General features: G+C 34.8%; 17 protein-coding genes and 1 pseudogene. 1 reads left to right on the forward strand and 17 read right to left on the reverse strand.

The features are described from left to right. Positions 1 to 10 precede the first annotated feature (10 nt). The 13 genes from MKX66_RS16975 to MKX66_RS17035 all read right to left on the reverse strand — a co-directional run bounded on the left by MKX66_RS16975 (position 11) and on the right by MKX66_RS17035 (position 12,353). Complete coding sequence (locus MKX66_RS16975) at positions 11 to 832, reverse strand: hypothetical protein (protein ID WP_002140315.1); 822 nt, start codon at positions 830 to 832, stop codon at positions 11 to 13. Positions 833 to 1,065: 233 nt separating this feature from the next. Beyond that, entirely contained in the window at positions 1,066 to 2,304 is a 1,239-nt protein-coding gene (locus MKX66_RS16980) for a sensor histidine kinase (protein ID WP_033708775.1), read from the reverse strand. An 11-nt stretch (positions 2,305 to 2,315) separates the two neighbouring features. After that, positions 2,316 to 2,987: a response regulator transcription factor gene (locus MKX66_RS16985; RefSeq protein WP_002091066.1), complete on the reverse strand. Its 672-nt coding sequence runs from the start codon at positions 2,985 to 2,987 to the stop codon at positions 2,316 to 2,318. A 212-nt stretch (positions 2,988 to 3,199) separates the two neighbouring features. Continuing rightward, positions 3,200 to 3,904, reverse strand: coding sequence for a metallophosphoesterase family protein (locus MKX66_RS16990; RefSeq protein WP_002029682.1), 705 nt, complete (start codon positions 3,902 to 3,904; stop codon positions 3,200 to 3,202). A gap of 419 nt (positions 3,905 to 4,323) precedes the next feature. Further along, positions 4,324 to 5,700 (reverse strand): ABC transporter substrate-binding protein, encoded by a 1,377-nt coding sequence (locus tag MKX66_RS16995; protein WP_002029681.1) that lies wholly within the window; start codon positions 5,698 to 5,700, stop codon positions 4,324 to 4,326. A 27-nt stretch (positions 5,701 to 5,727) separates the two neighbouring features. Further along, positions 5,728 to 6,549 (reverse strand): carbohydrate ABC transporter permease, encoded by an 822-nt coding sequence (locus tag MKX66_RS17000; protein WP_341086785.1) that lies wholly within the window; start codon positions 6,547 to 6,549, stop codon positions 5,728 to 5,730. Next, the gene (locus MKX66_RS17005; protein ID WP_215590666.1) at positions 6,546 to 7,478 is read right to left on the reverse strand and encodes a carbohydrate ABC transporter permease; all 933 of its coding nucleotides are present in this window, start codon (positions 7,476 to 7,478) and stop codon (positions 6,546 to 6,548) included. Before MKX66_RS17005 ends, MKX66_RS17000 begins: the two co-directional genes overlap by 4 nt. Continuing rightward, positions 7,478 to 8,575 (reverse strand): ABC transporter ATP-binding protein, encoded by a 1,098-nt coding sequence (locus tag MKX66_RS17010; protein ID WP_113708913.1) that lies wholly within the window; start codon positions 8,573 to 8,575, stop codon positions 7,478 to 7,480. The genes MKX66_RS17005 and MKX66_RS17010 overlap by 1 nt, the downstream gene beginning before the upstream one ends. Continuing rightward, the gene (locus MKX66_RS17015) at positions 8,572 to 9,138 is read right to left on the reverse strand and encodes a glycerol-3-phosphate responsive antiterminator (protein ID WP_002169199.1); all 567 of its coding nucleotides are present in this window, start codon (positions 9,136 to 9,138) and stop codon (positions 8,572 to 8,574) included. Before MKX66_RS17015 ends, MKX66_RS17010 begins: the two co-directional genes overlap by 4 nt. Positions 9,139 to 9,445: 307 nt before the next feature. After that, entirely contained in the window at positions 9,446 to 10,126 is a 681-nt protein-coding gene (locus tag MKX66_RS17020; RefSeq protein ID WP_002125110.1) for a GNAT family N-acetyltransferase, read from the reverse strand. A 170-nt stretch (positions 10,127 to 10,296) separates the two neighbouring features. Then, entirely contained in the window at positions 10,297 to 11,169 is an 873-nt protein-coding gene (locus MKX66_RS17025; RefSeq protein ID WP_326997107.1) for an ankyrin repeat domain-containing protein, read from the reverse strand. A gap of 289 nt (positions 11,170 to 11,458) precedes the next feature. Then, the gene (locus MKX66_RS17030; protein ID WP_002140312.1) at positions 11,459 to 11,962 is read right to left on the reverse strand and encodes a nitrous oxide reductase accessory protein NosL; all 504 of its coding nucleotides are present in this window, start codon (positions 11,960 to 11,962) and stop codon (positions 11,459 to 11,461) included. A 136-nt stretch (positions 11,963 to 12,098) separates the two neighbouring features. Next, on the reverse strand, positions 12,099 to 12,353 hold the full coding sequence (locus tag MKX66_RS17035; RefSeq protein WP_149190134.1) for a hypothetical protein: 255 nt from the start codon (positions 12,351 to 12,353) through the stop codon (positions 12,099 to 12,101). A 254-nt stretch (positions 12,354 to 12,607) separates the two neighbouring features. Between MKX66_RS17035 and MKX66_RS17040 the strand changes: the two genes are divergently transcribed. Next, positions 12,608 to 13,912, forward strand: coding sequence for a CitMHS family transporter (locus MKX66_RS17040; protein WP_061689361.1), 1,305 nt, complete (start codon positions 12,608 to 12,610; stop codon positions 13,910 to 13,912). A gap of 69 nt (positions 13,913 to 13,981) precedes the next feature. On the opposite strand, the gene MKX66_RS17045 is transcribed toward MKX66_RS17040, so the two are convergent. The 4 genes and pseudogenes from MKX66_RS17045 to MKX66_RS30885 form a co-directional block, all read right to left on the reverse strand. Next, positions 13,982 to 14,674, reverse strand: a complete 693-nt coding sequence (locus MKX66_RS17045) for a response regulator (protein ID WP_061689360.1) — start codon at positions 14,672 to 14,674, stop codon at positions 13,982 to 13,984. After that, positions 14,674 to 16,284, reverse strand: coding sequence for a sensor histidine kinase (locus MKX66_RS17050; protein ID WP_326997106.1), 1,611 nt, complete (start codon positions 16,282 to 16,284; stop codon positions 14,674 to 14,676). Before MKX66_RS17050 ends, MKX66_RS17045 begins: the two co-directional genes overlap by 1 nt. 308 nt (positions 16,285 to 16,592) lie before the next feature. Then, on the reverse strand, positions 16,593 to 17,540 hold the full coding sequence (locus MKX66_RS30880) for a methyl-accepting chemotaxis protein (protein ID WP_373695849.1): 948 nt from the start codon (positions 17,538 to 17,540) through the stop codon (positions 16,593 to 16,595). Beyond that, positions 17,532 to 18,719: pseudogene (locus MKX66_RS30885) on the reverse strand (HAMP domain-containing protein); the annotation flags it as partial. The pseudogene MKX66_RS30885 and the gene MKX66_RS30880, both read right to left, overlap by 9 nt. Positions 18,720 to 18,781 lie beyond the last annotated feature (62 nt).

The following is an 18,781-nucleotide window of genomic DNA, read 5'->3' on the forward strand; positions in this document are numbered from 1 at the left end:
CACGCCCTTTTTAATTCGTTAAATACGAATAAAACGCATTAGCATCTGTTTGAACCATAGGAACAAACTTAAGCTCTTTTCCCTTTTCAGGTTGTTCAAGATTTATCTTCTCCGCTAAATCTTGAATCTTCAAATTCGTTCTATCCATACCTAGCTCATCTGCTATTTCTATTACCTTTTGCTCATTTATTTCTCTTAATACTTGATATATATCTTTGCCATATAAATCAATATGATATTTTTTTGCTTCTTCCTGTACTTTTTGTTCGTACACTTCCCCTGCTAACTCTTCCATCTCTTTTCCTTGTTGAGCAATACCTAGCTTTTCTGCTTCTTCTCTAACTTTCGTTCCGTAGATTTCTTCCTCAATCTCTTCTATTTCTTTTCCTTCAGTTGAAACACCAAGCTTTTCTGCTTCATTATTAATTTTAATCTTATTAATTTGATCAATTAAACTTACAATCGACGTATTCTCTATAGATATTCCTAGTTTCAACGCTTCTTTCCTCACTTTTGTTTCATAAATTTCTTCTGAAAGAATTCCAACATCTTTTCCTTCTGCCGAGATACCTAATTGATTAGCTTCTCTTCCTACTTCCGTCTCATGAATTTCTTTTTCTAACGTAATTTGTTCTTTCCCATCCGTTTCAATGCCTAACTTTTCCGCTTTTTCTTCCGTATGCATTGCATGTATTTTCCCATCATTTAATTGTTCTTTACTACGCTGCGTGTAATCTGTCTTTCCTTTTGTCATTCCAGAAGGGGAGGCACCCCCTAATATACTTAAACTCATTACTCCAATAGTGAATACCGTCATCATTTTCTTTTTCAAGACTTCTTCCTCCCTCTCACGCTTTCTTTTTCCAGCTTTCCCATAATTTTTTTTATACTATACATAAACTTCATCTCTGTTAGAAATAACCTTATGATTTATCCAGTTCATTCAAAAAAACCTTACATCTTTTTTTTCCATCACAAGTTTCCATTATGTAATACATGCTACAAGTTATTCCTTAACTTTCCCTTAAAAAAGACGACCTTGTAAAAACAAGGTCGTCTTCTCACTTATAATCTTTGATTTTTTGGGAAAATCACTTCAAAACAAGTTCCTTCTCCCCATTTGCTCTCTACCGATATTTTTCCATAATGCTTTTCTACAATCCAATTAGCGATTGAAAGACCTAACCCAGCTCCTTCTGACATACTTCTTGCTTTGTCTCCTTGATAAAAACGATCAAATAAATTTGGAATATCTTCTTCTTTAACTCCTATCCCATTATCTTTCACCCGTATACAAATTGAATTACTCGTTTGTGTGCAATCAATTTGAATATGCCCATCTTCATTCGTATACTTCATCGCATTATCTAACAATATGACCATCATTTGATGGATTCTCTCTCTATCACCCATAAACGTTATATCACGTTCTACTTTTAATATCATCGCTTTTTCTTGATAAGAGGCAATTTCTTTATATGGATTTATAATTTCTTCTAACAACTTATCCAGTTCAAATGTTTTCTTATCCATCTCAATTTGATTAGAATCCGAACGTGCTAACAACAATAAATTGCTAACGAGTTTCGATAGCCGCCTACATTCTTTTGAAATTGTAGAGATATCCACGGCTTTTTCTTCTATCGTAGCGGATGGCGACTGGAATAATACATCCGTTTTTGATTGAATAACTGCAAGCGGTGTTCTTAATTCATGTGATGCATCGGAAACGAATTGCTGCTGTTTCTCCCATGAATTTTGAATAGGTATGAGTGCCCTGCCAGCTAGGAAAAAACCGATACCTATTGCACATAGACTGCCTATGCTACAACCTATTATGAGAATTAAAAATAAAGTATTTAGCATCTCTTCTTCAGCTGTTGTATCACGTACAATTTGAACTATTTTTCCATCTTCTTGAAACGCAAACGTTCTAAAATATCGTCCTTGCACTTCAATATCTTGCAAATCCCCTACCTTTTTTGGAGAAAACTTTTCCAAATCCCCTTCAAAGTTAGAGCGAAATTTATGGTTATCGCCTTCTATCTCCACTATTTTTCCATTCCAAGTTATTATAGTTATCCGTGGGTCTCGAATTTTGATATTCTCTATACGTTTTCTTGGTGGTGGCATTTTAACATCAAATTTTTCTCTATACTGAGTTATCATTTTTATAGATTGATCCACTTCATTATAAGTACGCTTGTATGTGTACGAATAAATAATACTACCTAATACACCTATTAATAGGATAAATACTAACGAATTCAATATAGTTAGACGAATACGTGTCTTTTGAAACATGCTTCCCTTTCTCATTGTTCTTTTAATATATATCCAATACCACGAACGGTTTGAATATCTTTCTGATAACCGAATGGTTCTAATTTTTTACGTAAATGATGTACATACACTTCTACAATTGCTACTGTCGTATCTGAATCAAATCCCCAAACACGATCGAAAATTTGTTCACGCATTAAAATCTTCCCGCTATTTTGAATGAGATACTCTAGTAGCTCGTATTGTTTTAATGTCAGTTTAATACCTTGTCCATCTACTTGAATGTCTTTATCTTTTCCGAACAATTCAATTCCTTTATAGCGAATGGTCTGCTGTGTTGTTAAACTACCACTTCTGCGTAGTAATGCACGAATTCTCGCTTTTAATTCAGGGGCCTGAAACGGTTTAACAATATAATCATCTCCACCAAAGTCCAATCCTTTCACTCGATCTTCTAAAGAATCTCTCGCTGTCAAAAACAGGACTGGCGTTTCAATCTTTTCATCACGTATTTTTTGAATCACTTCAAATCCGTCCATTTCTGGCATCATCACATCAAGCAAAATTGCATCATAAATGTTTTGCAGCGCCAAAAACAAGCCGTCTTCCCCATTCATTGCCGTATCCACTTCAAATTCATCACGTAAAATTTGTACGATAGACTCTAATAACGAGGCATTATCTTCTACTACAAGTAAGCGCATATTCTCACCTTCCACAATCTATTTCAACTCTCTTTATTATTGCATCTCTTCTCTTCATAACGAAATAATGTAATCATATTATGTAATTTCATTTTCAACTATTTCCTTCTAAAGTTTTGCTCGATATAAAATTTTGAACCTTTATTATAAAGGCTCTTTCTTAAATTTTGCTTAATAAAAAATTGAAAGAAATAAGATTACCCTTATCTCTTTCAATTTTTTACTACATACACCTTTTTACTCGGCAATTCTAAACAATTTAACTGACCACCATAAACCGCACCGCCATCAATTCCAATAATACGATTACTACCAAAATACACTCCGCAATTCTCACTACCATGAAGCGTTTTTGTTTCCGTATGGCCAAATACAACAACCTTTTCGCCGCTATATCCATTATGAAATTCATTACGGATCCACATTAACGTATATGGTTCAGATTCAGAAACTCGGTTCATCGGCTCAACACCAGCATGTACAAAGATATACTCTTCTGTTTCAATGTAATGATCTAATTCTTGAATAAACGTTACATGTTCCTCTAATATATGAGATTGTAAAATCGGTTTTTGGAAGTTTTCCTCATTAACCGCAATGTCTTCTTCTACAAATCCATAGCTATATAACGTTTTATCTCCACCATTCCTTTTTACCCAATGGTTCCATGAACGTTCCTCATCAGTCGTTAACGCCTTGATCATCATATCTTCATGATTGCCCTTTAGAACGAGGGCTCCCGCTTCTTTTAACTCTTTTACCTTTTCAATTACTGCACGCGCATTTGGACCACGATCTACATAATCCCCTAATAAAATCAATTGATCCTGTCTTGCATCGTATTGAGCTTCTTCCAATAACTGTTCGAACTTTTCTATTTCTCCATGAATATCACTAATAACAAGTATTCTCTTCATTTCTTCCCCTTCTTTCTAAACCATTCTCTTTCTAATTATAGATTAAAACGACAGAAATTTCTGAATCACAATCCGAAATAGCATTTATTACAAATAAAACTATTATCCTTACAACAATGTAAGTCTCTTGTCATCCAATTCGATGGTTGCAATTACTGCATTTCCTTATACTAAAAGTAAGAAATGAAACAAAAAACAAGGAGAGATGAGATATGAAAAAAGTGATGGAAGTTGTAGTAGCGGTGGCAGCGGTTTTTGTAAATGGGAAACAAGTTGCAATGGAGTTAAACAAATAATGAAAAAGACAAAATTCATTCTAGACCCTTTACTCATATAAACGAGATAAGACTTCATCATTTCTTTGATCCCTTATCTCCCAATAAAGAAAGCCGCATCCTGAAAAAGGATGCGGCTTTCTCTTATTTTTGACTCGTACGAGCTGAAATACTAATTGCTCTATCTGTTGCTTTTGCAGCTTCATCTAAAGCTTCTTTACTATTCTTTCCGTCATACATTGCTTCTAATGCTTTTACAACTGCATCTCTTGATTCTGGGAATACACTAATTAATGCCCCTTGAGTTGCTGGAGATTGCTTCGTTGCTTGTAATTGCTCTACCGTTACTTTTAACTGCGGATACTTTTCATACTGCTCTTTTACTAACGGCTCATTATATGCATCTGGATTAATTGAGAAATATCCTGTTGCAGTATGCCATTTTGCTTGTACATCTGGCTTCGTTAAATATTTCATAAAGTCCCAAGCACCTTGCTGCGTTTCTTCTGAAACCATATTCGTCATCCATAATGATGCACCGCCAATAACAACACCATTTTGTTTCGAATCTTCTGGATACGGAATATACGAAACGCCTACATTAAACTTAGATGCATCAATTAAATCACGAACACCAGCTGAAGAATCTAAATACATAGCAACTTGTCCAGACTGGAACGCAGCACGAATATCATCCCAACTTGCTCCATACTTTCCAAGTGCACCAGCTTTATTTAATTCATCTAACATCCCAAATACTTTTTGACCTTCTTTTCCGTTAAATACCGCTTTCTTTGCAGCATCTTTACGGCCGTTTTCGTTGTCTACATATAAAGCACCTTGTGTCGCTAACAACTCTTCAAAGAACCAACCATAATTCAGCATTGAAAATCCATACTGCTTTACATTTCCGCCTTCTTTAATCGTTAACTTTTTCGCCGCTTCTTTTAACTCATCATATGTTTGCGGAGCTTTCTCTGGATCTAATCCAGCCTTCGCGAAAGCATCCTTATTATAAATTAATACTGGTGTAGATGAATTAAACGGCATAGAATACATTTTTTCATCAACTGAATAATAGTTCGTAATTGCTTTTTCTAATTTTGATGTATCGTACTTATCTTTTTTAATCCAGCTATCGATAGGCGTAATCTTTTTGCTATCAATCATATACTTCGTTGTAATTTCACTCGATTGAACAAGAGCTGGCGCTTCTTTCGTTGCAGACATCGTTTTAAATTTCGTTAAAGACTCTTCGTATGTTCCTTGGAACTCTGCCTTTATCTCGTATTTATTCTGCGACTTATTATAGTCTGCAACAAGCCCATCTAGTACACCTTGTGTTTTTCCACCCATTGCATGCCAGAAACGAATTACAGTTTTATCACCATTCTTTTCAACTGGAGCTACTTTTGCCTGTGCTTCAGGTTTCCCCTCTGTTTTACTATTTGAACAAGCTGCGCCGGTTAATGCCATTGTGGCTGCCATTAAAAGAGCAGCACTTTTTTTCAATAAACTCATCTCAATCCCACCTTTTCCTATGTATGCTTATTTAATTGCACCTTTTGTTAATCCTTTTTGTAATTGCTTTTGCCCTAAAAATAGTAAAATCAACGTTGGAATGACGATAACCGTAACACCGGCCATTACACTGCCCCAATCAGTTGCAACTTCTTGAGATTGAAGCTGCTTTACACTAATTTGAACCGTTCTTACTTTTTCATCAGTGGTTACTAAGAGCGGCCACAAATACATATTCCACGTTGTTAAAAAGCTATATACTCCAAGCGTAATAAAACTCGTTTTACAATACGGAATTACAACACTGAATAAAAACCTTACATTTCCAATCCCTTCAATAAAAGCAGCTTCTTTCAGTTCATTCGGAAGTGTCATAAAATGTTGACGTAGTAAGAAAATACCGAAAGCTGTTGCAAAAAATGGCACCGTCATCCCAGCAAAACTATTAATCCATCCGAAGTTTTGAATCGTTAAAAAGTTCGGTACCATCGTTGCTTCCCACGGAATAAGCATTGTTGAAATAAACAAGAAGAAAATTAAGTTTCTGCCTTTAAACTGAAGAAAAACAAAAGCATAAGCTGCTAAACTGGATACGATAAGTTGTCCAAGCATAACAACTGTCGATACAATTAAACTGTTATATAAGTATGTAAAAAGAGGTACTTTTTGAAAAATATTAATGAAATTATCAAAAGTAAATTGAGTTGGAAATAACCTTCTCATTTGAATATCGTCTGGTGTCATAAAGCTTATTAAAAACGCATACAGTACAGGAAAAAACACCATTACTGCACTAATAATGAGCAGCATGTATAATAGGAAATTTTGTTTCCACTGTTTAACGATCATTTATAATGCACCTTTCTCTCAGCAAACTTAAATTGAATCAATGTAGCAATAAAAATGAAAATAAATAATACCATCGCTTGTGCACTTGCTGTTCCAAATTGATGATTCACAAATGCCTCTTTATAAATCGAGTACACAATTAAATTCGTTGCATCATTCGGTCCACCGTGCGTTAAAATATCAATTTGTCCAAAGCTTTGGAATGCACTAATTAACGTTACTGTCACGATAAAAAATAAAGTTGGTGATAGCATCGGTAATGTAACGCGGCGAAGCTTATATAAATAACTAGCACCATCTATAGATGCACTCTCATATAAAGACGTATCAATATTTTGTAAACCACCTAATATAACTAAAAATGCAAATCCTGTATTCACCCAAACCGTTGTAACCGATACAGAAAACAGTGCCCATTCTGGACTCGTTAACCATGCGATTGCAGAAAGATTCATAGAGGCTAATATATTATTAAATAACCCTACACTTGGATGAAATAAAAATAGCCAAATCACTGCACTAGCAGCTACTGATATTCCCATCGTTGAAGAAAATAGTACTCGGAATAACCCGATCCCTCTTACTTTTTCATTTGCAATTAATGCAAGAAATAAGGCGAATACAATGCTAGTAGGAACTGTATATAAAACAAATAATAAAGTTGACTTTATACTTTTGTAGAAAGCAGGATCCGAAAATAAATATTGATAATTTTCTAAGCCAACGAAAAGATTAGCTTCTCCGTGTATATCTGTTAAATAAAAGCTATAGTAGATCGTCCTAAACAATGGATAGAAAAGAAAAATTGAAAATAACAAAATAGATGGCGCCAAAAACAATAATCCTATTCTTAAATCTTTCGTTCTGCCCCATAAACTCTTCTTTTTTGACACTGTTGTTTGAACTGGTAACTTACCTACTTCAATCATTATTTCGCCACCACTTTCAACTCTTCTTCAGCCACCACTTTTAATCGTTCATTCTTATTTTGATGAAAGAAGCATAGTTTTTCTTGCGAGAATAATAATTTTACTTTGTCACCTTTGTTCAGGAGTAACTGTCCGATGACTTTCGCACTCCAAGTTGTTCCATTTACCGCAAAGTTTAATATAGATTCATTCCCTAATACTTCTACAGATTGCAGCGTCACTTCTTGTCCTTCCTCAGACAGTGCAATATGCTCAGGACGCATACCTATTCGAATAGTTCCTTCTGGTAATTGCTTTAGCTGTCCAATAGATAATGGGATTTGCAATTGCCCTATATGTAATATGCCTTTTTCTTTATCCACTTCCCCATCATTTATATTCATAGAAGGAGAACCTATAAAACTTGCAACAAATTCGTTTGCTGGTTCGTTATATATATCAAGCGGTGTTCCAACTTGTTGTATACTTCCTTTATTTAAAACCATAATACGATCTCCCATAGTCATTGCTTCTATTTGATCGTGAGTAACGTAAATCATCGTAATTCCTAATCGTTGCTGAATTTCTCTAATTTCAATCCTCATCTGTGCACGTAATTTCGCATCTAAATTCGAAAGTGGTTCATCCATTAAACAAATCGGTGCTTGACTGACGATGGCCCTAGCAAGTGCAACACGCTGTCTTTGCCCGCCTGATAATTGGCCCGGTTTCATTTTCACATACTCTTTCAGTCCTACCATTTCAATAGCTTCCATTAATCGCTTTTGTCGCTCTTCTTTTTGTACCTTCCTTACCTTAAGTCCAAATAAAATATTTTCTTCTACAGTTAGGTGTGGATATAATGCATAATTTTGAAATACCATTGATAGATTACGGTCTTTCGGCTCTAAATCATTTGCAACATGTTCATTAATAATTAAATCTCCCGAAGAAATTTCTTCTAAACCAGCCAGCATTCGTAATAATGTACTTTTTCCACATCCAGAAGGTCCAACTAAAACAAAAAATTCTCCTCTTTTAATATGAACTGATACGTCTTTAACTGCTGTCTCTTCCGCATTTTTATATACCTTTGAAACATTTTTCAATTCAATCACAAGGTTGCACTCCTTTTTTCTTCTTGTATCCACACTTCATAATGACTCGTTGAAATTGCACTTGCTCCTGCACGAATTGCGATTTCTGCATCCTCTCGCGTTTGAATCAGCCCACCTGCAATAATAGGGAATTTTATTTCCTCCGCTAGCTGTTTAATAATAGAAGGCATAATGCCAGGCATAATCTCTACTGCATTCGGTTTAGTCGTTTTACAATTTTCAATTGATTTTGTAAGAGATAAAGTATCAACAATAAAAATGCGTTGAATCGTTTTCAATCCAATTTTATTGGCATTTCGAATTGTCGATCCCTTTGTCGAAATAATACCTTGTGCTCCGATAACATCTTGAATATATAAAAGTGCTTCCTCTGTGTTCGTATTTAAGCCTTGTATAAAATCACAATGAAGAAATACATCGTGTCCATGTTTCTGTAGTTCATATACACGCTCTGGTAACTCCAGCATTGAACCAGTCATAAGAAAAACTGTTTTCGGTAATTTTTTGTATGTTTTGTACCCTTCCCAATCCTTTATCATCGCAATATAAGGTTCTTTAAACATTCATTCCACCTAGCTTTTCTATTTTTATCCAAACTAAAAACACCTACTTACATAGAACACCTTTCTCCTTATTTGAACTCTAGGGAATAGAGCACACTTAAGAAAGCGGCACGTTATATGTAAGCGGGTGTTCTCAAATGTTCTCTACCCTAGTTATTTTGTTATCTTTACTATATTACGCATTTATTAAGTCAGTTTTGATAAATTGTTAATTAGATGTTAATCGAATGTTAATATTCACCATATCACTTTTACAATAATCTAGATATACGAATAAACCCCAACAGAACACAACAATGTTTAAAATTCAATCAATGTGTAAATTCATTCCATAGTTAATGAGTTTTAGTTTTCTCGCCACTGCTTGCGAAGCAAAGTTATCCCAAGAAGTACTATAAAGCGGAATGCGCTTTTCCTCTTGTATTGATAGTGCCCAGGCTGTAACGACATCAGCACCATATCCATTCCCTTGAAACTCCACTAAAGTTTCCACACTTGCCTCAGCAGCTACGGGCGTACTTCTGGCACTGCAACATATAGAAACTACCTTTTCATTTTTTACAATTGCAAAATAAGGTCGCCTCCATTCCATCTGTTCTATTAGATTAGAAAAATTTTCTCGCAAAAGCTCTTTATTCTTCTCTGTTATTTGTATTGTTCTAGTTGGCTTATGTAAATTATTAGGGAACATGAAAGCAGGACCCACCCAAATATTCTCCACCGTTCTCTCTTCATTTAATACTTTAATAATCTTTGCTATCTCAATGTGATTTGAGCATTCTCGAATTAATTTCTCAATCTTACTTATCATTTCACCATGCAGTTTATAATGATACCTCGTTATATTCCCTTCACGAGTTCTGCTAAGAAAAAAACGTGGTGCTTTCAGATTTCCATTTTCATTTACACACTTTATTCTTCCTACTTGATTATGAACAAATAAAACTTCTGCCTGAATTGCTATTAACTCAAGTTCTGAAAATCGCATTTATACCCTCCTTAACTACTATTTGTAGCCTTCTCGATATAGCATCCATCCATTTTTTCAAAACAAAAATCCCATTTAAATACACATTACTGAATCCATCATACTAAAATGACTTCTTCATTCTGTCTATCTAAATGGGATTATCTCGTGCTTTTTATTTCTTCAGCTTGTTATTCTGCCAGTTGTGGTTGCGGCTGTACTACTTCATTCGCTCCAGCTATCCTCAACATATTCGCAATATCTTTAAAACCTCTTTTTTCAGCATATTGCAGCGGCGTAATATTTTCCTTATTGGCCATATTTACATCTGCCCCGTGGTCAATAAGCATTTGAATTACTTTCTTATGACTTTCACTACCATTTCCTAATACAATTGCTTCTAATAAAGCTGTTCCACCACGTTCATTCTTATAATTCACATCAATATCTGTATGCTCTAATAATTCTTTAACAACCTCTACATGGCCACGCTCAGATGCAGAAATAAGTGCTGTTCCACCTGACTTAGTCGTTTCCTTCGTATTAACTCCTGCATTAATTAATACTTTTACAATATCCGTATATCCTTCTCTACTTGCATAAAGAAATGGATTACTTTGTTTTTCGTCTTGAATTTCAATATCAGCACCCGCATCAATTAATGCTTTAACTGTCTCTACATGATTTTGATACGTTGCTGCAAGGACAGGCGTTTCTCCGTTGTCACCTTCTACATTGATATTCGCTCCATCTTGGATCAGCTTCATAGCTGTTTCTGTGTCTCCAAGCGTCGCAGAAAGTAGCAACTGTTTGTCCATTAAATTTATACTTTTTTCTTCTTTAGATTCTTCCTGTTCTTTATGCTTTTCTTTTTTCTTTTCGTTTTTCACATGAACCGGTTTTGATTCTGGCTCCTCTTGCTTATCGCAAGCCACTACCGTCATTAAAAGTCCTAATAACATACATAATAAAATTTTTTGTTTTCTCACAACTACAGCTCCTATGAAAGATAATGTTTTCTTAACCATTCCTCCATCACATACAATAACACTTCTTGAGTACATTTATCCATAAGCCCTTTAGATTCCTTCTTTAATCGGATTATCTTAAACTTATACTATGTTTCTCAACCTATTGGAATGATACGCCTGATGGCCTCATCATTAACATTATGAAGCAATTAGTTTAGCACGTTTTTACCGCATTTGTATATATTTCTAAAAAGTACATAAATGATTGCTTTAGGTTACTATATTCCATTGTAACCGTTCTTCTAAAATTTTTACACCTTTTCTATATTTGCACCTGAGTAATAATAGAAAAAGACAACTATATAGTTGTCTTTTTCTATTATTAATGATGCCCACCGTGATTCCCTGTTTTCGGTTTCCCCATCATCTCTTTATTCATTTCCCATTTATGCTCTGATAGCTCTTTATACGAAAGAACTTTCCCCTTATAGTTAGATACAAAACTCTCTGCATCTTTTTTATTTTTAAATGAAATGACATTATAAGCCATCGGTGTCGTTATTGTTTTATCATATACGTAAGTAGCATCTTCTAACGAAACCCAATCTTTCGAATCATAATCTCGAACAAATTTTTCTTTCGTCTTTTCACCTGAATTGATCTCCATCCATTTATACATACAACCGATATCATCAAACTTTAACGCTTTTCCACTTTCTAAAATGATTTCTGTTGCAAATTGATTATCCATTACCCCGATTTGGCAAATATCACATTTATCATGTTTCTCATTAATTGCCACAGCTTTTATTTCCTGTTTTCCACATCCTACTGCCATAAAGATGAAACATACACATATAACAAGTACGACATATTTTACCCTCATTAATATTCCTCCCTAAAAACCGTATACTCCACGAAAAGAATAGCAGAAGGTTGTGTGAGATTTGTGAAAAAACAATGTTCTTTTTGTAATATATGGAACAAAAAAGAGATGTGCAGTTACTTCTACACATCCCTCATCATTCACAACCAGTAATTAATAAATCATCTTCCAGCTTAACTAATAATGTATCCGTATCAATTTCCTGTCCAACTTCTACATTTACTAATCTTATATTTCCACTGATCCCTATCCCGATTTTCTCAAGCTCACCATCGTGCTTTCGGATCATCATTAATTTCTCCCATTCATATACGTAAGAGGATTCATTAATAAAAATCTCCTCTACTTTTCCTTTACATGAACTATAAATTTCTTCTATTCTTGTTTGCATTCAAAATCTACTCCCTACTTCACGCTTCGCTATTTCCATCTTATTCTATCATTCTTGTACGAAGGCATTTATCTTTTTAAAAATTCAAAATTACCCTGTGAACAAAATGATCAAAATAAAGATTATGCTTCTAATGATGTTATTTTTCAAATTATTTACCATTCCAATTGAACCTTTTATTATAAACAAAAAACCTTTTATCTGAATTTTTATTTTATTTTGAAAGCGTAATCATTTTTTGAGGGGGAGATTACATGGTAGCATTACTTGGATTTGCAATGGTATTCGTCTTTATGTTTTTGATTATGACTAAACGTATGTCAGCCTTAGTAGCATTAATATTAATTCCAATTACTTTCGCATTAATTGGTGGCTTTTATGCCAATATGGGCCCGATGATGTTAGAAGGAATTCAAAAGCTAGCACCTACTGGTATTATGCTTATGTTCGCCATTTTATATTTCGGAATTATGATTGATAGCGGTTTATTCGATCCTGTTATTAGTAAAATTTTAAAATTTGTAAAAGGTGATCCTTTAAAAATTGTTGTTGGTACAGCTATTCTTACTATTATCGTTTCATTAGATGGTGACGGAACAACAACATATATGATTACAGTTTCCGCAATGTATCCACTATATAAACGTCTTGGAATGAATCCACTTATATTAGCTGGGGTTGTTATGTTAGGGGCAGGTGTTACAAATCTTACACCTTGGGGTGGACCAACTGCTCGGGTTATGAGTGCTCTTGGACTTGATGCATCAGAGCTCTTCACACCACTTATACCAGGAATGATTGCTGGTGCAATTTGGGTAGTTTTCGTTGCCTATTATCTTGGAAAAAAAGAAAGAAAACGTTTAGGAATTATGGATGTACAATATTTAAAACAAATGCAAACAATGGATGAGCAAGCTGCGACTGTTGAAGCTGCCGTGCATAAACGCCCTAAACTGCTATGGATTAACTTTTTATTGACCGCTACATTACTTGTCTGTCTCATACTAGAAGTTATGCCGCTACCTGTTCTATTTACAGTCGCTTTTGCTATTGCCGTTATGATTAACTATCCAAACTTAGAGCAACAAAAAGAGCGTATTGCGTCTCACGCTGGAAACGTATTAGCGGTTGTTTCTCTCGTCTTTGCTGCTGGAATTTTCACAGGTATTCTATCTGGAACAAAAATGGTAGATGCGATGGCTCAAAGTGTTGTTACTCTTATACCAGATGCACTTGGCCCACAGCTTCCAATTATTACAGCTTTACTAAGTATGCCGTTCACATTTTTCATGTCTAATGATGCTTTTTACTTCGGCGTATTACCTATTTTAACGAAAGCTGCTGCCGCTTACGGAATTAGTGCAGCAGAAATGGGACGTGCTTCGTTACTCGGTCAACCTGTTCACTTACTGAGTCCCCTCGTTGCTTCCACTTATTTATTAGTCGGAATGGCCAAGGTTGATTTTGGTGAACACCAACGATTCACTTTACTTTGGGCCGTTGGAACGACAATGGTTATGTTGATTACTGGAATTGTAATTGGAATTATTCCAATATAAGATGAAACTAGAAAAAACAGTAGAGGAAATGTAATAATCCTCTACTGTTTTTATTGTTGTAAAAATCCCCTATGAAGAAACGCGGAAGTACCTTCTTTCTGGCCTTCCCACACTTCCATATATAAGCTCCGCATGCACTTTCTTTCCAGAGATCAAATACTCTAAATAGCGCCTAGCAGTTGATCGGCTTACACCTACCATTGAACTTAGTATCTCTGCAGTAATTCCCTCTTCATTAATAGTTAGCATATGCTTTTTTATTTTTGCTAACGTTAAAGGGTCGATTCCTTTTGGCGCATATTCTATTTGATTTGCCTGCACCCCTCTTTGGGACCATAGATGTTCAATCTGTTCTGAAGATAATTGAATATTTTTCTTTAACTTCGTAATCTTCTTTTGATAACTTTCTAAACTTGTTTTAAACCGATCAAATGTAAGTGGCTTTACAATATAATCTGTTACTCCGCCTCGTAAAGCATGCCACACTACATTCGTCTCTGATGCGGCTGTAATCATAATAATATCTGTATCATGCAAATTATGCCTAATATATGTGACGAGTTCAGTCCCTTGCATGTCAGGTAAATATACATCTAATAAAACGAGTTGTGGCTTTACAAACTCTAACCATTCTTTCGCCTGTTCCCCAGTCGTTGCTGTTCCAATTACTTTAAACCCTTCAATTTTTTCAGTAAAACGACGATGAATTTCCGCAATCCGAATATCATCTTCTACAATCAATACTTCAATCCCCTCATTCATTACAATTCGCCTCTCTCTTTCGGTAATGCAATGATAAATAAAGCACCACCTAAATCCCCTTTTTCAATCGCAATACTTCCATTTAAGTCTTCCACTAACTCTTTCACTTTCGCTAATCCATATCCACGTTTTTCGCCCACTTTCGTCGAAAAACCTTTATAGAATATACTTGTAATTATTTCATCATGAACACCTTGTCCTGAATCTTCTACTTCAATTAATATTTCTTCCCCCATGTCTGTTACAAACATTCTTACTTTCTTATCATGATCTTGATTTCTTTCAATTGCTTCAAATGCATTCGTGATCAAATTCCCTAAAATAGAAACAACGTAATTACCCTCAATATGCGGACTTAACTCTTCTAAACTACTTTCCCGATCTAACATAAAATCAATCTTCAACTCTCGCGCCCTATTATAAAATCCAATTAAAATCCCACCTAACCATGGATTTTGAATTCGTTTCATAATAAATTGAACGAACTCTTGATATACTGCTGTTTCCTTATGAATAAGCTCTAAAGCATCTTCATACGACTCTAATTGGATAAGACCCGAAAGCGTATACAATAAATTGTTATATTCATGCGTTTGTGCCCGCAGTGCCTCTGTATATTGCCGCGTTTGAGACAATTCTGCTGTTAATTGATCCATCTCAGATTTCAAGCGTAAACTGGATACTACACCAGTTACTTTATGATTAACTTTAATAGGTAGACGATTAGCAATAACATCCTGCCCCTTTATATTTAATTGGCGATCAAATTGTTCTTCTCCGGTTTGAAGTACATCCAGTATCGATGAATTAGGAATAACATCTAAAATAAATTTCCCTATTATATTTTGTTGTTTATCTAAAGAAAGGATATCGTATGCCGCTTGATTTACTAAACTAACCATACCATTTTTATCGATTACTACAATTCCTTCACGTACAGATTGAATAACTGTACTATGCTCCTCGTATAAAGATGAAATTTCTTCTGGCTCCATTCCAAACATCATCCGCTTAATACTTTTAGCTAAATATACAGAGCCAATTATCCCAATTAACAGACCTGTTATTGTAATCCAAAACACACGCTTTCCATACACTTCTATCGCTCCATGAATATCATCCATGGAAAAACCAACAGATACTACACCAATAATTTCATTATCCTGATTACGAATTGGGACTTTTCCACGTAATGAAGGCCCTAATGATCCCGTTGCTTTCGAAACGTAAGATTTCCCTTCTAATAGAACCCCTTTGTTATCTCCGCCCACCATAGCTTCTCCTATTTTATCTCGCTTAGGATGTGCATAACGAATACCATCTTTATTTCCAACTACAATAAAGTCAGCATCTGTTTCGATTCGAATTTTTTCTGCAATTGGCTGAATAATAGAAGCTGGATTTTCTTTTTGAAAAGCTTCCCCAATTTCCGGTATAGCAGCAACTGTTTTCGCAACATGCAACGCCCTTTTTCCAATTTGTTCTTCTACTGTTTCAGATAATATGTAGTAAAATAAATAACTCGTTAACAGAAGCACAGCAAGAATAAGTGTACTAATAGTTAATGTAATTCTCGGTTGTAGTTTCAATTTCTTCAATTTCAAAATCATTCCCCTAACATGGCTAAAGATAGAATTTAAAGAAAATACAGTTTTTTTAAATATCACCTTTTATCATAACACGGTTACTATATATTTCTTTATCTTTATCTTCATAAAGTGAAACTTTAATCAGTGGGGGTTTTGTTCATCCCTCACTGATCATTAGCCTTCACCAATCGGGCATCTACGGGCCGCCCGACTCCCACCTAACTTCTTTGCTCCAGCCGAATTATGAGGTGGGAGTTTTACTGCCCACAAATAGCGGGATAAAAAAAGAAACGAGGTAAAATTACTACCTCGTTTCTTAATGCTTGTTATTACACTTTAAATTTACCAATCATCTCTTGTAATTCTTCAGCCATTCGCGATAAGTGAACTGCTGCTGAATTTATTTCTTCTACTGAAGCTACTTGTTCTTCAGAGGAGCCAGCAATATTTTGAACGCTTGCTGCATTTTCTTCAATCGTTGCTGCAATTTCATTAATAGATGCACTTACTTGTTTTGTATCTATCGTCATTCGCTTCGCTACATCTACCATACTATCAATTTGTACAACTGTATCATTTGTAGATTTCAATATTTCTACAAAGCTTTGCTTCGCCTCATTTGCAACTACAAGCCCTGATTGTACCTCTGTCCCAACTTGATTCATAGAACTTACAGTTTCTTTTATATCAAATTGTATCTCTTTCACTAACTTTCCAATTTCCGTAGAAGACTGTCCCGATTGTTCCGCTAGTTTACGTACTTCATCTGCTACAATTGCAAAACCTCTTCCTTGCTCTCCAGCTCTTGCAGCCTCAATTGCAGCATTTAATGCTAATAAGTTTGTCTGCTGTGCAATATGTTGAATCACTTCTAAAATAGCTCCAATTTGCTTCGACTTATCATCTAATAAAGAAATGACTTCGTCTGACTGTGACACAGACTCATGAATTAATTGCATTTGATTCACAGTTTGTTCAACTAACTTTCCACCATCTTCAGCTTTTTGCTTCGTATACATAGAGGCTGTGGATACTAATGAAGAGCTATCCGCAACACGCTGAATTCCTTCTGTAACTTCTTCTAACAGAGTCGCTCCTTCTTCAACTTCCCGCGTTTGTATTTCTGCCCCACTCGATACTTGTTCCATCGCCCTTGTAATTTGTTCCGTCGCTTCACTTGCTTGCTTCATACTAGCCGTTAATTCTTCCGAAGAAGCTGCTACATGACCAGCTGAAGTATTAATATTTGAAATTACATCATGTAATGATGCCGCCATCTCATTAAAACTTTCACCTAACTGTCCAATTTCATCCCTCGAACGAACAGCAATTGATTCCGTTAAGTCACCTTCGCTAATTTTCCTCGCTGATATAACAAGTTGCTTTAACGGTTTAATAATAGAAGCGATTATGAAGTAAATTATAATTCCACCAATTATTAACGAGATACCAATAACAGTTAATGTTTTATAGAAAATAGGTTCAGCCGCTTCAATTATTTCTTTTGAAGGCATAATTCCTGCTATTTTCCATCCAGTTTGCTTATTTGTTTTAAAGGTAATATTACGATCCTCACCATCTAATGAGAATTTAAAATCACCTATTTCCTGCTTGTACAGCTCTTTTTCAAGTTTCTCTTCTACCTTCTCCCCCGGCTTTAACGCTGGATGTGCTACTACATTTTTATCTTGATCAAAAATTGCAACATACCCTTCTTTACCGATATTAACCATTTTTGAAGTATTTACAATATCATTAATAATTAAATCAATACCGAGAACGCCACTTTTATCTTCATTTTGTTTTGCTATTGTAACAACAATATTTCCTGTCGTTTTTGATTTATATGGAGCTGTGATAATTACTTCACCACTTTTTTTCACTGCCTCTTTATACCAATCTCTTTCTGTAGGATTATACCCTTCTGGCATTTGAAGTACCGGTGATTGAATAAATTGTCCATTACTAGATCCAGTATAGATTGCTTCCATTTCTGGATGTAATTTATTATATTCTTCTAATTTATTTTGCACGTTTTGAAGCTGATCTGCTTGATAGCTCGCTCCAGTGAATAATTTTGTAAAATATGCTGCGTCTACTTTCTTACTATCTAACTCTTTATTAATTACATTATTTAAAACCTTCACGTTATCTTTTGCTGATTGCAAAATTGTTTCATTAAAATTTGTCTTCGCCTGCTGATAAGACGTCCAACCAATTACAATACTTGGAAGAATTAAAATAATAATAAATGATACAAGTAACTTTGTTTTTAAGCTTCTACTCCTTAATTTTCCTTGAAACATATTCCTACCCCTCCATACCGTTTTAAATGCAATTACTTTACATTTAATCTTTTTATACAAATCATACGATTTAAATGTATTGATGAGACCCTCTTTCTCTTTTCCCTCATCTTTCTCTACATTTAAAGTATTGTTACATACCTTTTTCATTCTATAGAATTTAAATAATTAAAACAATATATAAAAATGTACATTATTCGAAATACTACATT

It is taken from the genome of Bacillus sp. FSL R9-9530 (assembly GCF_038008145.1).
GTDB lineage: Bacteria > Bacillota > Bacilli > Bacillales > Bacillaceae_G > Bacillus_A > Bacillus_A mycoides.